This is a genomic window from Halosimplex pelagicum, assembly GCF_013415905.1.
Classification (GTDB): domain Archaea; phylum Halobacteriota; class Halobacteria; order Halobacteriales; family Haloarculaceae; genus Halosimplex; species Halosimplex pelagicum.
The window spans coordinates 1,263,743-1,277,300 of record NZ_CP058909.1 but is presented as its reverse complement, the minus strand read 5'-3'; the positions used below and the strand labels follow the sequence as shown (position 1 = coordinate 1,277,300).

At 57.0% G+C, this 13,558-nt stretch carries 15 protein-coding genes and 4 pseudogenes; 15 read left to right on the top strand and 4 right to left on the bottom strand.

The window, feature by feature from the left end:
* Positions 1 to 358: 358 nt before the first annotated feature.
* Positions 359 to 688 carry a ribbon-helix-helix domain-containing protein gene (locus HZS54_RS06435; RefSeq protein WP_179921134.1) on the bottom strand — a complete coding sequence of 110 codons (330 nt, stop codon included), beginning with the start codon at positions 686 to 688 and terminating at the stop codon, positions 359 to 361.
* Positions 689 to 765: 77 nt separating this feature from the next.
* Between HZS54_RS06435 and HZS54_RS06430 the strand changes: the two are divergent.
* The 7 genes and pseudogenes from HZS54_RS06430 to HZS54_RS06410 all read left to right on the top strand — a co-directional run.
* Positions 766 to 1,305, top strand: a pseudogene (locus tag HZS54_RS06430) (type IV secretion system DNA-binding domain-containing protein); the annotation flags it as partial.
* 148 nt (positions 1,306 to 1,453) lie between these two features.
* A complete protein-coding gene (locus HZS54_RS26420; RefSeq protein WP_281377738.1) occupies positions 1,454 to 1,576 on the top strand; it encodes a hypothetical protein in 123 nt (40 codons plus the stop codon).
* A gap of 569 nt (positions 1,577 to 2,145) precedes the next feature.
* Complete coding sequence (gene mntA, locus HZS54_RS06425; RefSeq protein ID WP_179922954.1) at positions 2,146 to 2,526, top strand: type VII toxin-antitoxin system MntA family adenylyltransferase antitoxin; 381 nt, start codon at positions 2,146 to 2,148, stop codon at positions 2,524 to 2,526.
* Entirely contained in the window at positions 2,519 to 2,674 is a 156-nt protein-coding gene (locus tag HZS54_RS26195) for a hypothetical protein (RefSeq protein ID WP_246391808.1), read from the top strand. Before mntA ends, HZS54_RS26195 begins: the two co-directional genes overlap by 8 nt.
* A gap of 60 nt (positions 2,675 to 2,734) precedes the next feature.
* A pseudogene (locus HZS54_RS26190) lies at positions 2,735 to 3,139 on the top strand (DUF86 domain-containing protein); the annotation flags it as partial.
* A gap of 98 nt (positions 3,140 to 3,237) precedes the next feature.
* On the top strand, positions 3,238 to 3,528 hold the full coding sequence (locus tag HZS54_RS06415; RefSeq protein ID WP_179921132.1) for an AbrB/MazE/SpoVT family DNA-binding domain-containing protein: 291 nt from the start codon (positions 3,238 to 3,240) through the stop codon (positions 3,526 to 3,528).
* A complete protein-coding gene (locus HZS54_RS06410) occupies positions 3,525 to 3,968 on the top strand; it encodes a PIN domain-containing protein (RefSeq protein WP_179921130.1) in 444 nt (147 codons plus the stop codon). The genes HZS54_RS06415 and HZS54_RS06410 overlap by 4 nt, the downstream gene beginning before the upstream one ends.
* Before the next feature lie 91 nt (positions 3,969 to 4,059).
* Here the strand turns inward: HZS54_RS06410 and HZS54_RS06405 are convergent, their stop codons facing one another.
* Positions 4,060 to 4,707, bottom strand: a complete 648-nt coding sequence (locus HZS54_RS06405) for a hypothetical protein (RefSeq protein WP_179921128.1) — start codon at positions 4,705 to 4,707, stop codon at positions 4,060 to 4,062.
* A gap of 121 nt (positions 4,708 to 4,828) precedes the next feature.
* On the opposite strand from HZS54_RS06405, the gene HZS54_RS06400 reads away from it, so the two are divergent.
* From HZS54_RS06400 to HZS54_RS06375, 6 genes and pseudogenes are all read left to right on the top strand, one after another.
* On the top strand, positions 4,829 to 5,644 hold the full coding sequence (locus HZS54_RS06400) for a DUF8170 family protein (RefSeq protein ID WP_179921126.1): 816 nt from the start codon (positions 4,829 to 4,831) through the stop codon (positions 5,642 to 5,644).
* A gap of 218 nt (positions 5,645 to 5,862) precedes the next feature.
* Positions 5,863 to 6,222: pseudogene (locus tag HZS54_RS06395) on the top strand (transposase domain-containing protein); the annotation flags it as partial.
* A gap of 267 nt (positions 6,223 to 6,489) precedes the next feature.
* Positions 6,490 to 7,689, top strand: coding sequence for a Cdc6/Cdc18 family protein (locus HZS54_RS06390; RefSeq protein ID WP_179921124.1), 1,200 nt, complete (start codon positions 6,490 to 6,492; stop codon positions 7,687 to 7,689).
* Between the two features lie 340 nt (positions 7,690 to 8,029).
* Positions 8,030 to 8,332 (top strand): AbrB/MazE/SpoVT family DNA-binding domain-containing protein, encoded by a 303-nt coding sequence (locus HZS54_RS06385; protein ID WP_179921122.1) that lies wholly within the window; start codon positions 8,030 to 8,032, stop codon positions 8,330 to 8,332.
* Between the two features lie 2 nt (positions 8,333 to 8,334).
* On the top strand, positions 8,335 to 8,736 hold the full coding sequence (locus tag HZS54_RS06380; protein WP_179921120.1) for a PIN domain-containing protein: 402 nt from the start codon (positions 8,335 to 8,337) through the stop codon (positions 8,734 to 8,736).
* 375 nt (positions 8,737 to 9,111) lie between these two features.
* A complete protein-coding gene (locus HZS54_RS06375) occupies positions 9,112 to 10,887 on the top strand; it encodes a hypothetical protein (protein WP_179921118.1) in 1,776 nt (591 codons plus the stop codon).
* An 86-nt stretch (positions 10,888 to 10,973) separates the two neighbouring features.
* On the opposite strand, the gene HZS54_RS06370 is transcribed toward HZS54_RS06375, so the two are convergent.
* Positions 10,974 to 11,450 (bottom strand): ArsR family transcriptional regulator, encoded by a 477-nt coding sequence (locus HZS54_RS06370; RefSeq protein ID WP_179921116.1) that lies wholly within the window; start codon positions 11,448 to 11,450, stop codon positions 10,974 to 10,976.
* A gap of 114 nt (positions 11,451 to 11,564) precedes the next feature.
* On the opposite strand from HZS54_RS06370, the gene HZS54_RS06365 reads away from it, so the two are divergent.
* Together HZS54_RS06365 and HZS54_RS26635 are read left to right on the top strand one after the other, a co-directional pair.
* Positions 11,565 to 12,344, top strand: a complete 780-nt coding sequence (locus HZS54_RS06365) for a DUF8170 family protein (protein WP_218927123.1) — start codon at positions 11,565 to 11,567, stop codon at positions 12,342 to 12,344.
* Between the two features lie 78 nt (positions 12,345 to 12,422).
* Positions 12,423 to 12,642: pseudogene (locus HZS54_RS26635) on the top strand (type II toxin-antitoxin system RelE family toxin); the annotation flags it as partial.
* A gap of 384 nt (positions 12,643 to 13,026) precedes the next feature.
* Here HZS54_RS26635 and HZS54_RS06360 read toward each other — a convergent pair.
* A complete protein-coding gene (locus HZS54_RS06360; RefSeq protein ID WP_179921114.1) occupies positions 13,027 to 13,326 on the bottom strand; it encodes a hypothetical protein in 300 nt (99 codons plus the stop codon).
* Positions 13,327 to 13,558: the final 232 nt, after the last annotated feature.

Below are 13,558 nucleotides of genomic sequence, written 5' to 3'. Positions count from 1 at the left end.
ACTACGTCGAACCCCCAGGAGATTTCGTCGAGACGACGTTAGGGAAGGCGCTTGAGGTCGCTGATGAGTTCTGTTGTGACTGCTTTACAGTTGCGATGATTGATTTCGTGGAAGAATAGAGTAGGCCGCGACGGGTGTAGCTGATCACAGAAGGGCCGATATCTGTAAGCCGAGCCGGACCTATCACTCGATATGCTCGATCGTTATTTCCGAGAGGTTCTGCTGGCTCGGACGGAATGAAGCGGATCCACCGACGTTTGTGAGGATCGTAGATGCTCGGTTCCGATGTCTGAAAGACGTTCGACCCGGGTATTCGTCCCGAGTGTCCCGAATACCCAGAGATTCGTATCAAGAATCTTCACGTGTGATCGGCGAACTCTTCGGCTGTATCCTCGCGTGCTGTCTCGACTGCCTCCGATAGATTCTCCTCGTCAACGCGCTTTCGGAAGGCGTCAAGCCGACGTTGGAGCTCGTCATCGGAAAGTGACTCCTGTTCGGCGCGAGCGAGCAATTGCTCGGTCCGGAGCGCTGCAATGGCTGGTTCGTTATTTAGCTCGACCAGATGTCGCCGAACAGATTCCTTGATAAACTCACTCTTGTTCGTGTAGATACCAGTTTCCTCGAGAAATCGCTCGAGTTCCCGATCGAGTTCTTTGGGGAATTTGACGCTGACATTGGCGTACTTCATGGTAATACGATAGTAGCACATAGCTATAAGTCTGTGGTCAAGATGGGAAACCAGCTACTGTACAATGGTCATCGAACAGTTGGGTACCGGGAAGTCGTTCTCGACGAAACTCGCCGGTGCTGTACCTTGACTTGCATCAGGAAGAGGGTGCGGCCGGCCGTTCGGAGACGAGCCTGATGATGCAGGTACTGTTCAATGCAGTCTACGAACGAGTGAAAGAGACTGACAAGCGCGTTGTGTTTGCCATCGACGAGGCTCACTACCTGATGAACGACGCCACCTCGCTAGAGTTCTTGGACACAGCGGTTCGCCACAGTCGCCACTACGACCTATCCTTGCACTTCATCACGCAGATGGGCGGCGAGTTTTCGCCGACACCGGAGGCACGCACGATCGCGAACCTCTGTTCGATGACGGTGATCCATCGAGTGCAGGAAGAAGCCGAGAAGTTGGCCGAGTGGTTCGGATTGAGTGAGCGTGAAGTGAACTGGATTCGGACCGCGAAGGCCGGAAACGACGAAGACGGATTCTCCGAGGCGCTGCTTGGAATCGACGAGGAAAGATGGTTCCCGCTTCGGGTTCGGGCGAGTGAGTTCGAGCTCAAGAGTCTCAAATGAAACAGTATGTGAACCACTCTACCTACTCGCTCACGGCTGACGCCGTTCGCTCCTTGAAGGTAGTTCACCGGCATTTGATGGTAAATCTCTGGGGATCCACCTTTGCGAAAGGTATAATCGAGAGAGGTAACTAATCGGAGTCAAGAAGATGGCGCTGAAGAACATCCCCACGGTCGAGGAACTGGCTGAGACAACTGGCCAGTCGATCGAACAACTTGAGAAGGGCCGTGAGGCTGCTGCGAAGATGGCGCGCGAGTCCGAGGACGAGTAGTTACGCGTCTTTCTATGGAAAATTCTGAGTCTACAAATACTGTCGACCAACTACTTGGCCATTCAAATGGTCCAGCAAATCCGGTCACTGGCCGAGATCTCACCCGGACTCGCTCCTCCGCGTATATTATCCACGGGAATTTTAACTGGAATTAGGCGCTAAGTCCCCGTCCTCAAGGAGCGAATCGCGTCAGCGGTGAGCGAGTAGGGTGGGGTAGTTCACCGAACTTGCGCGGATGTACGACGATATTTCCTTGACTGGTGTAATTCTCATTGAGAAGAATGCTGATAGAACAGACTTGGAGAACGAGGTCTATCGGCGTGTCCACAATTATTTCGGCGTCGAGAAGCCATCTCGACGAAACTGTGATTGCTCCAATAGGCGATAAACAACCTGAAGAAGGTCGTCACCGTGCTCGATTCTCTGGATGAGTTTGTCGGGGTGAACGAGGCACTCGAAGGTAACGTGACCAGCCACTGCGACGGAATTGTTTTGTGCTGATACACCGTTGTTCGTATATGGATATGAGTGACAGGTGATCGGGGGCGCTTGCCACTCTCGATGAGCCCATCTGTTCCGATCCGGCTGTTGCATTCGCGGTCGCATTCGGATCGCAAATTACGGGTACGGCGACATCATCGTCAGATCTAGATCTCGCCGTTAAATTCGCTGATGAGCATTCTACCACCGACCGCTTTCGAAAGCGATGTTTGCTGTCAGGGACCCTCCAAAGAGAAGACGCCCCGTTCGTCGACATCTCAGACCTCGAAGCCCTGCCAATAGATGTCGCACACGATGCCCTCAACGGCGAATTCGTCTGCGGTGACGAGCAACTGTTCCGGGAGTTCAAGACAGAAGTAGAGGCCGAGTTTCGCGATCGCCGCGAGGAGGTTCGCCACAGACAGTCCGAGATAATCGACCGGATCGCGGAGGACGGATTGCGTGGCTGACGAGCGAGTCGTCTCGGTCAAACTCGAACAGATCGAGCAGTACCACGGCGAACTTGTGGAGAAACGAGAGACGTTGTCCCGTCAAGAGTTCCTCGCGAACACGACCGAACAACGTGCCATCGAGCGGATGTTTGAGAACGTTATCTAGGCATGTGCCGATCTCGCCCAGCACGTCGCAACGCGTGACTTCGAATTCGATGGCAGTACATCCAAAGGCGCGATCCGCGTTCTCCGTCGAGAAGGCGTCATTGACGAGGGAACCGCGGAGACGCTCATCGCCGCGATTGGGTTTCGAAACGTGCTCGCCCACGAGTACGGCCATATCGATTACACCGAAGTACACGAGATGCTCAGACCGAGTTGGAGGTGTACGATACGTACAGCCAGCAGATTGCACGCTGGATACGTGGCTCTGATTAACGAAGACGGCAAGTCAGATCTCCGCCTCGGGAGATATTCTCGCACCGGCCTCTTGACCTCCTCCACGGCATTCACGCCGTGGAGGAGGTCAATCGGCTACAGATGGGACCCCATATTCGCTTTCACTCGTTGTGAAGTGTGTGAGTCATCTCGCTGGAAGAGTTTCCATTCGGGAATCCAATTGCTGAGATGATGAATATGGGGATGATCTCGGCCGATTCCAAGGAGGTAAGATTTCTAGGGGTGTGACGAAAGGTGTTTAGTAGTACTAACTATAACTGTAATACAGATATGTCCAGTAAGTCCGATGACGGGGAAGTAATCCGCGTGTCTAAGAAGGGACAGGCGACGATTCCCAAGGAACTCCGAGAGCGGTTCGGCATCGAGACGCCAGGTAAGGTCCTCATCCACGAGGAAGAAGGGAAGATCGTGGTCGAACCCCTCCCCTCGGTTGAAGAGATGCAGGGCATTCACGCCGGCCGTTACGAGAGAGGAAACGTCCTCGACCGCCTGCAGGAAATGAAAGAGGAAGACAAGCAGCTCGAACGTGAGCGCGACAAGCGTCTCGATCAGCATCAATGACGGACTACGTATTCGATACAGAGCCGCTCATCGCGTATTTGTACGATGAACCCGGCGCTGGGGATGTGAGAGAGCGGCTCGAAGCGGTTGAAGACGAAGACGCGAGAGGAGCGATCTCCCATGCGACTGCAACTGAGGTCGTATACAAGGTCGCACGCCTCGAAACAGGCGACCCGAACCAGACACCGCCTAGTGGGGAAGAGTACGAAGTCGGAGAACGGGATCTCCGAATCCTCCGTGGGTATGGAATTACGATCGAGGCCCCTTCATGGAGTTCTGTGGCGCGGATCAAAGGTGCCGGAGGCATCTCACTCGGCGACTCATACGCTGCTGCGTTGGCTCTCGAACAGGGATCAACCCTCATCGTTGGAGCTGACCCCGAATTCGGGGATCTAGCTGCGGATATTGATTTGTATCAAATCCGCGAAGAGCCAGCTTGATCCGGTGTTTTCTCGTCTCCCACACACCACTTCTGCAAGTGAAGCGGCATCTAGACGTGCTGACCCCTTCGGACACACCACCGTTTCAACATCAATCGAACAATTCGTCGAGCGTGCGATCGCCCTCAGCATCTTCGTTCAGTGCGCTCGGATCAGCCGGTGCAGCATCCGCGTAGAACGTCTGCTCCTGCAGCTCGGAGAGAGCAGACGGATCCGCGATATCTTCTAATTGGTTCGGTCCATCGTATTCGAGTGCTTCATTAACCGATGCCGGCAGACTCGGTCGCGGGGCGTCTTCGTGACGCTGGACCGTCTCCGTTTTGTGCGTTGCATCGTGGGCCGCGCGCATGATCGGGAGGCCGCGAAGATAGTTGTACTCCGTAAGCAGGCTGACGCCGAATTCCGTGAGCCCCCAGAAGTCAGCCGGAACGTCCCTGACTTCGGCATTCGGCTCGTAATGGTACTGCATGAGGATCTCGTGGGTGGCCAGGTCCTCAAGTTGCTCGCTGATGGTCGACCGGCTCTTCGGAATATAGTAGTCGAATTCGGTGACCGAGACGAGGTGGGCGGGGTGACCGAGGATCACCTGCAGGATGTTGTGTCGCGTCTCTTGGGAGAGATAGCGCTGCACGGTCCGCTGGGTCTCGTACGGAGTCGCATCATCCACGTCGAAGACCTGCTCGACGGCGAGGCCCTTCTCAGGAGCGGTCTGCTTCGACGGGGCGTGTGGATGACTCATCGTGAACGGAACTACTGGATCAAGTGCGGTAAGTATTCGGGTAGACAATGATGGTTATTTCTGAATTTGCCGTCATGGTCGAAACGCTCATCGCCCGACATGGTGTACTGGCCATTCACCGATGAGTACAGGAGACGATGACCATCGTCGTCAAGTACACGCGGCAGTACAACGGGCGCTGTCGGGAACAACACTGCCGAGCGAAGACTACACGGCTATTCGAACCTGGGTGAACGAAGAACTGCCACAACTTCAGGCGGCCGGGTATACTTCATACATCGTCTTCGGGAGCTACCGACGTGAGTACCACCGTTCTCTCAGGATCGCACAGTACGAACTCGCAAAGCCGACGACAACCACCGCAGTCGTGCTCGGGGACACGCCGTCGCTCGGTCTCACGATTGGTCAGGGACGGACCGATCCGCTGGAATTCGAACTCAAGTTTCACCTCCTGACGGAATTTGCCGACCGCAACGTCGCCATCTACGAGAAGGATTCTGGCGGCGAGGCCGTCGAATTCGGACTACTTCGGCACGACCATTGTTTCGCTCAGACTGTCGTTCTGCCACGAGACTATTACGGAGTCGAGCGAGATACGTTCGAGACGAAAGACGAAGTGTTGGAGGTGGCCCGCCACATCGCACTCGCAGCCGATCTCGATGACAGCCAGAAGAAAGCGGAACTCCGCGGCCTTGTTGTAACCGCCAGAGACAACGGGATCCAACTGACGGAACATGAACTCACAGCGTTTCTCGACGAGGAACTGGATACCAGAGACAGCGATGAACCAGCATACAGCTGGGTTCATCTCGCACTATTTCGTCGGTTCGAAGAGGCAAACCGATGTCACACATGGCACTCAGAGGCAGACCTTCGAGAGAGTATCGCACGAAAACCGCTGAATCGTCGAGTCGATGAGATACAGTTGGTCTTTTGATATTCTGGGGGACACACACCGGGTAACGAGTGAAAGCAGATGTTCTCTCGGTCAACTACCCCGGCGTAAACGCCGGGGCTTGTCGGTGAAATCCCGTTCAAGCCGAAACTTCGGCGGACGTAAACTCGTCGCTCACGTTCAACGTTCCCGACTTGAGGGGCAGTTGACGGTTGGCCCGTCCGCTCGGAGACTTCTGTCCCGCGCGGACGTGTTTGATTCAGCAATACTGGCTGTACGCCGCCGCAGACCCCGAAACAAACAACCTACTCCACGTCCGCCTCTTTTCAACAACCACGACTGCCCTCACCGAGATCTTCCTCCGCGAACTGCGAGACAAACACGATGTCGAAACCGCCATCTTCCTCGTAGACGGCGCTCAACACCTCCAAGCCGCACTGCAACGAGCTGGGCTCCGATTTCAGATGCGTCGCCACGGAAATCGTAACGCCATCGAACGGATCTTTCGAGAGCTCAAGCGCCGAACGACGGCATTCTCGAATTGCTTCAGCCACGTCGAACCGAAAACAGCCGAAAATTGGTTGCAGAGTTTCGCTCGATGGCACAATGCCACTAACTAAACACGATGCCGGAGACGAAGAGACACACCGGGCAACGAGTGAAGTTGACCACTCACGATGGTGGACCCCAGAAGCACGAGTTCCGTCTCAGAGAAAACTATTGATTAAGGCAGGATTCACTCGTTGTCTGGTGTCTCGGATAGAGATATAGCACATATAAACCTCTCTAAGTTTGTCGTGTTATCGAATTTCGTTCGATTTGGAGAGATTCACTCGTTGTGAAGTCGGTATCTTTATTGGGTTCGTCGGGTTCTGTCAACATACCCAATGGACGAGTCGGAACAGGCGACTAATATCTTCGAGACAGGTGGGATCTTCGCCAATCGAGAGCTTCTGCGCGTCGGTCACGTTCCCGAACTAGAGCGCGTTGTGGGCCGAGACGACGAAGTGAGTTCGATCGGACAGGCGCTCGGGCCAGCAACGATAGGCGGCCCACCGGAAACGACGATCGTGTATGGGAAGACAGGTGCTGGAAAGTCACTCGTTGCGAGGTGTGTGGCCCGCGAAGCCCATACCGAAGCCGAGGCGAACGAAGTCGAATTTCAACACGCATACGTCGACTGCTCAGATTACCAGACGGAAACGAAGGCTAGCCGCGAGATGGGTCGTCAGCTCGTGGCAAATTTACATGCCGATGTAGAGATCCCTCGCGTTGGAATCGCCGCCGCGGACTACCGGGATATCACGTGGGACTTGCTTGACGAGCACAGCGTCGACTCGTTCGTCGTCATTCTCGATGAGATCGATAAACTGGACGACGACGAACTCCTCCGAAGCCTCTCACGGGCACGAGAGAGCGGCAAGTCCGAGACACACATCGGGGCGATCTGTATCAGCAACAAGATCGAATACCGGGACCGCCTGAACGAGCGGCTCGACTCCAGTCTCCAAGACAATGAGCTGGTATTCGACCCCTACGATGCCGACCAACTCCGGGAGATCCTCGCAAATCGAACGGACGCCTTCGAGGATGGCGTACTCAACACGGATGTTATCCCGAAAGTTGCTGCGTTGTCCGCAAAAGAGCACGGCGACGCGCGAAAGGCGATCGACACCCTGTACGAAGCCGGACGACTCGCGGAGAAGGATGGGACGGACACTGTCACAATTGACCACGTCGACGACGCGGTGAAGCGAGCGGAGGCGAACCGGTTCGAGAAGCTCGTAAGCGGGACGACACCTCACGTGAAGTATATCCTCCGCGCACTTGCATTGCTGACCGCAGACAACCCCGAACGAGAGGCGTTCCGAACGCACCGGGTCTACACGCTCTACACGAAACTCGCCGAACGAGAGGGAGCCGAACCGCTTTCCGAAGACCGGGTCTACCGGCTTCTCAAAGAGCAGTCGTTTCTCGGCGTTACCGAATCAAACCATACTGGTGGTGGGCAAGGCGAAGGGAGCTACCTCGAACATCGTCTCTTGCGCGATCCAGAAATCATCGTCGAAGCCCTCGACAACTCCTGAGCGACTCGTGCGATATTCGTTTTCACTCGGTGCGAGGTGTGTGGGTCATCTCGCTGGAGAAGTTTCTGTTTGAAAATGACTCGCCTCAGGATGGGAGCGGTTGTGATACCGCCACGACTTACCGTGAGAGGAGCGTACCAGCCCAGATGGCGGTTACGGCGTTCCAAGAGTGTGAACCCTCTGCCAGCGACGATTGACTGGTATTCCCCATGCGTGGGAAGCCTCGCCGTTTACGGCGCGGAGGATGTCACCTTAGATCCCTCTCAGGTCCTCTTCGCCCTGTTATTCGGGTGGTAGTAGCCACCCCAACCCTTAGGTAATACGCCCCGTAGTACTATACATGAGCACAGACAACGAGAGCGAAACCGAGACGACGCGGATCACCCGCAAGGGCCAGGTCACGATCCCGAAAGAGTTCCGGGACGAGTTCGGTCTTGAGCCTGGTGATGAGGTTGTTTGGCAGAGCCGCGAAGAGGGCATCGTTGTTCGGAAGGCGAACCGTTCGAGTGCCCGCGGGATGTTAGTGCCCGATGACACATCGCCTGAAAAGCGAGAAGAGGTTGCAGAAGAACTTGAACGGCGCGTTGAACAACACCGTGAGGACATCGAGACCAACCTTCTTGGAGAGGAGAGCGATTCCTGATTATGGCGACGTACATGGTGGACGCGGTCGCCCTGCTTCGGTACCTCGTAGATGAGCTTCCTGACGCCGCTGACGAGGTCTTTTCCCGGGCAGAGCAGGGTATCGACGTGTTGCAGGCCCCGGACGTACAGGTCGCAGAGGCGCTCTACCAAGTCGATAACGGTGGCGTCGTCGCTGGCATCAAACTTCAGGGAGACCCGCGGGAGACGCTCCGCCGACTCGTCACGAACGGGCCGGTCAAGGTCACCTCGATTGGAGAGCACGAGCTGGCAGTCTTCGCCAGTGAGATTGATCTGTATACCATGCACGACGGACTCCTTGCATCGGCCCACCGAGTCCAGAACACCAAGGCGATCGTCACCAACGACGAAGCATTCTCAGGCGAGGAAACGGTCTGGAACTAACATCAATCGAACAGTTCGTCGAGTGTGCGATCGCCCTCTGCCTCCTCGTTCAGTGCGCTCGGATCAGCCGGTGCGGCGTCCGCGTAGAACGTCTGCTCCCGCATCTTGGAGAGTCAATAATTTGCTCAGCGAGCTTTTAGCACAGTGAGCTTAGTTGCTCGGTGAGCATGCTACCTCCGTCTGTTACGCGGGCGTATTGGAAGCGTGGGCACAATTCAGCCATGAGCGAGTAGGTAGGGTAGTCCACTCCGAGCCGAACGCCGTACGCAACCTGATCGTGGCGACGAATCAGTCACGATCCAGCCACGACATCGCCAGTCGACGTGTGTAGTATTTGAAAAATATTATCAATGGGAATTGAATATAGAGGGAGATATGCGAATTCGCGCGGTAGTCTGTCTGGGTATCCTGCTCTCTGCGGTTGCCGCGTTTGGGGTAGCCGCTGCAGCGGAGGACGTATCGGGTGTTGCGATCGAAATTCACGAGCGCAACCAACAACAGCTGCTCAATCAGCAACTGAACTGGACGGCTCGACTTGACGTGCAACCCCGGTCGAACGTCTTCGCCCTCGATGCCGGCGAGATGACGTATCTGGTTTTCACGGACAAGCGACCGGAGACTGCCAGGGCGAGCGTGAGCGGTCCGACGCTCCCGCTCAATGCACGGACACAGGCGCTGTTCGCCGAGTCAGCTTCGTTCAATTACGATGGGCAATCGGTGCCGATATCTTCGCTGGATCAGGGTGCCCACGACGGGCAACTGGTCGAGACACAGGGATCGTATCGTCACTTCCCGATGGCGTTGGATCTGAGCGGGACCACACAGCCTGGACTCTTCGGAACGGTGGGCGCCGATCAGGAACGGTTGGCCCAGCCCGGCCGAACGGTCCGAGCGGTCCTGTTCAACCAGCGCAATTCGTCGCTTCCCACCCCGGTCGTCCTGCAATCGGAGAACCAGTCCGCATCTGCGATTGCGTATGGAGACCGGGCCTGGTACACGGGCGGCGAGAGTCAGGTCACGCTCGCCAGTAGTGACTACTCGGGTTCGCAGACCTATTACACCAGTCAGGTGCGGCAGTCGGGTGAACGGATCGGGAGCGTCAGCGAGATCGGCGACGACGACGTTGGAGATGTAGTGACGGTCACCGCGAGCGCCACGGGTGCGCGGCTCTCTGCACAGGAGACGATGGCCGCGACGAGCTCGTGTGAGGGCGAAAATACAGTGGAGTTCCCGTTTTCCGGGTGTGAGCCGTTGCGGTCGGACACAGTGATCCACACGGGCGCCCTGTGGGATTCATCTTCCGGGGCGTCTGAAGACACAGTGCGGTACGTCGGGCTATCGAACACGGTTCAACAGACGCCGACGATGCCCGAAAGCGGGAGATATCGTCTCACCGGTCGAGTCGTCGAGGCCGAACAGATCGATCCGAATCTGGACCCGGGGCATACGCTCGTCGTTTACAATCGTTCACGCGTCGGTGACGTTGACGTGCCTTCGCAGGCCGACCAATCCGCGAGGACGATGGAGCTGATGATGCGGGGCCAGCTTACGATGAACATCTCACAGTGGCAGACGATGGCCGGGATGGGGCAGCTGACACCCCCGGACTTCTGGTTGCTTGTACAGAAGGGGCCGGATACGGTACCGGACGGGACGACACCCGGGGCCTCTGGAACGACGACGGCTCAGTCGGTGCCGACCGTTGCGACTCCCAGTTCGGGTTCGGATCTCGGAGACACGAACAACCCGACGCCCGACAACAGCGAGACCGTCGGGAGAGAAACCCCGCCTTCTATTGAGAGCGACGGGAGTGGAGACCTCCAAGGCAGAGCTATCTACGGCGAGAACGGATACCTCGGCTTCGGAATCCTCCAGACCCGCGTGGACCTCCTTGTCGGATTCGGGGGCGGCATCGTCTCCGGTCTGAGCGTGTTGGTCGCGGTGATGCTGTCGTCAGTCGGGCTGATGAGCCGAATCCGAGGCGGTGCGCCGCCGTTCACCGGGATGTTGAAAAACTCCGTCTGGCTGGCCGGAACGGTGCTTTCAGCTGGGACTATCGGTTATTTCGACGTGGGTACAGGCCTACTGGTGTTTGCTGGCGGGATTCTGTTTATCGGGGTGAGTATCGGACTCAAGCGGTTGTTGCTGTAGAAACGGTAGGACAACCCGAATCGAGGGGTTCGTCGAGACGGCTCAGTGTTTCAGTCAGTGGATCGTTTGTTGGAACGAACGAACTACTAGGGGGCGTCAGCCGTTGTCAGATCCGGTTCATCGAATTCGAGCGCCTCTCGAACAGCGTCGGGGAGCGCCGGCCGTGGTGCGGCCTCGTGGCGCCGCACCCGCTCGGACTTTTCGGTCTCCTCGTAGACCGCGCGTGCAATCGGGACGCCCCGCAGGAAATTATGCTCGTAGAGAATCTCGACGCCGCGCTCGGTCGGCCCCCAGAATTTCGACGGCAGATCTCGCGTCGATGCGTTGGGTTCGTGCACGTAAACGTCGAGAATTCCTGCCTCCTGCAGCCTCTCAAGCTGATCAAGGATGGCGGCCTCGTTTTTCGGGATCATATAGTCGAGCTCGGCCAGCGACGTGAGATGTGCCGGGTGGCCGAGGATCAGCTGCAGGACGAGGTGACGCGTCTCCTGAGAGAGCAGCTCACGCATTCGCTGCTGCTCTGCGAAGGAATCTTCGAACTCCCCCGGGGCCGTGTCGCTCATACAGTATGGTACCGGGCTCGACTGCATAACGGTTTGGGTTGAATGAGTCAACAAATTAGTCGATTAACTGAGTCAGTTAGAAACGGCTATTACTCAGCCAGTACTGCCCCCCCTATGAGTGTTCCATCAGTTCCGCCGAACTCGGCGAAAATTATGGAGGCCGTACAACAGGCCCTACGCGGGCTCGATGTCGGCTCGACTGAAGCAGTCCGAATCCTCTCGTGGGCAAACAGCGAGACGCCGGCGATCTACGACCGGGATCAAACCGCGTATCTCGTCCTCGGGAGCTACCGTGACCCGTATCTCCGCCGAGTCCGAGCAGTCAGCGACCGCCTCAACCGCCGATACGGAACGTACGCCTTTCTCATCGGGGACCTCTCCGACATCGATCTCCCTCGACTCCCGGAGTTTCGCGTGAAGTTCCATATCACGGCGACGCTCAGTGATTACGTCGCTGCCGTGTTCGAACAGGATGCTGGCGGGGAAATCAACGAACTCGGCAAACTCGGCGAAACCGAGTACTTCGAGAAAGCGTACGCCCTCCCACGCGCCTACCAGTGGGAAACTGAAGATCACCTCAGCGATGAGCGCGATGTACTCGCTGCTGGGGCGCAACTCATGGCTGCCACCGATATCGACGACGAGAGCAAGGCTGCGGAACTCGAGGTGCTTGTCGACCGTGCGAACCAGACGGGGATCGACATCTCGGTCGATGAGGTGACGACCACACTCGAGGAAGATGCGTTCGAGGTCCCGTCGTACAGCTGGGTACACCTGAATGACTTCCGGCTGTTCGAACTCCACGGACGATGCTATCCGTGGACGACTGAGGACGAGTTGCTCGAGGCCACCGACGATCTTCCAGGATCACCGAGACCGGAATGGGAGCAGTAGTTGAGCCGAGTTGACCCATCGGCTGGTGGCTGAGGACCTCGATATCTCGGCTTCGGGATACTCCAGACCCGCGTGGGTCTCGTCAACAAGCTGGAGGACATCGGCGACTTCCCGGACCACTTTCTCGACCGGCTGAAGAACCACCCCGGCTACAAGCTTCGCGTCGGCGACTTTCGCGTGCTGACCGATTGGGACAAGACAACGAGACGCTGTACGCCATCGACCCTTCGAGCGGAAGGAGTACCGCGAACTCCGTAAGTACCGAGAAGTGTGGGGGAGCTGGAGAGACGAGGCGTAGAGAGTGATCTGCCGTGGCAAAGGAGAAAGACGGGGATGCTGACCGCGATCCCGAGTCGAAGGGAGAAGATCCGCGAGCGGCGGCAAGAGACGGCGGAGATTTCAAGCCGGTACAGAGAAGCCGAGAGAAAGTTGCCCGACAACCCACGGAATCAGTCGACACGCTTTACACCAGTTCGACGACCGCTGATAGGGCTATCCGTCAGTCAATGCCGACTCTCTCTCCAAATCACTCACCCGCTCGCGACCGGTCTCACGCCAGTGACAGCCAGCATAGACCTCGGTCACTCGCCAGAGTTTGGTTTCTGACGACGCCTGGACGAACCGAGTGCGTTGGCGTGGGCCACTCGCCGGCGTGTACTCGACAACGAGTTCGTCGTCCATCTCAGACACACTCCGTCGTGCTGTGGCCAGCGATGATCGTGGCTATGCCGCCGGTACTTACGCGGTGGTCGTCCCAAGGACCGCGCTTGGTTTCGACGTGGGTCAGCCAGTCAGTCAGCGTCGACAGGGGCGTCTCTGCGAACGCCCACGAGTCGACCTCGTTGTCTTCGACGACGTAGACCGTCCGCTCGTAACAACTCCAGTAATGGGTGGCGCCGTCACCGTCAGTGCCCAGGTAGTGGGCGTCGTGGGCGAGTTGATCAGCAATACCTTCTTGAAGGGTTGGATCGTTGTTCGGCATGGGTTAGTCGGAACCCGGCTCGCCTGTCCTAAGCAGGCGGGCGCTTTCTGCGCGATATCGCCCCGTAGAGCCGGTGTTCCTAGCTAATTGTATCGAAGGCGCCCACCATAATACTTTTGCTTTTGGTAAATTAATCTGTGCGCGTATGGCACAAGGGAAGCGAACCGTCTCGGACGGTGATATTGTGACCGCAATTCGCGACCAAGAGGATCCGTTTGTGACAGCTGCAGAA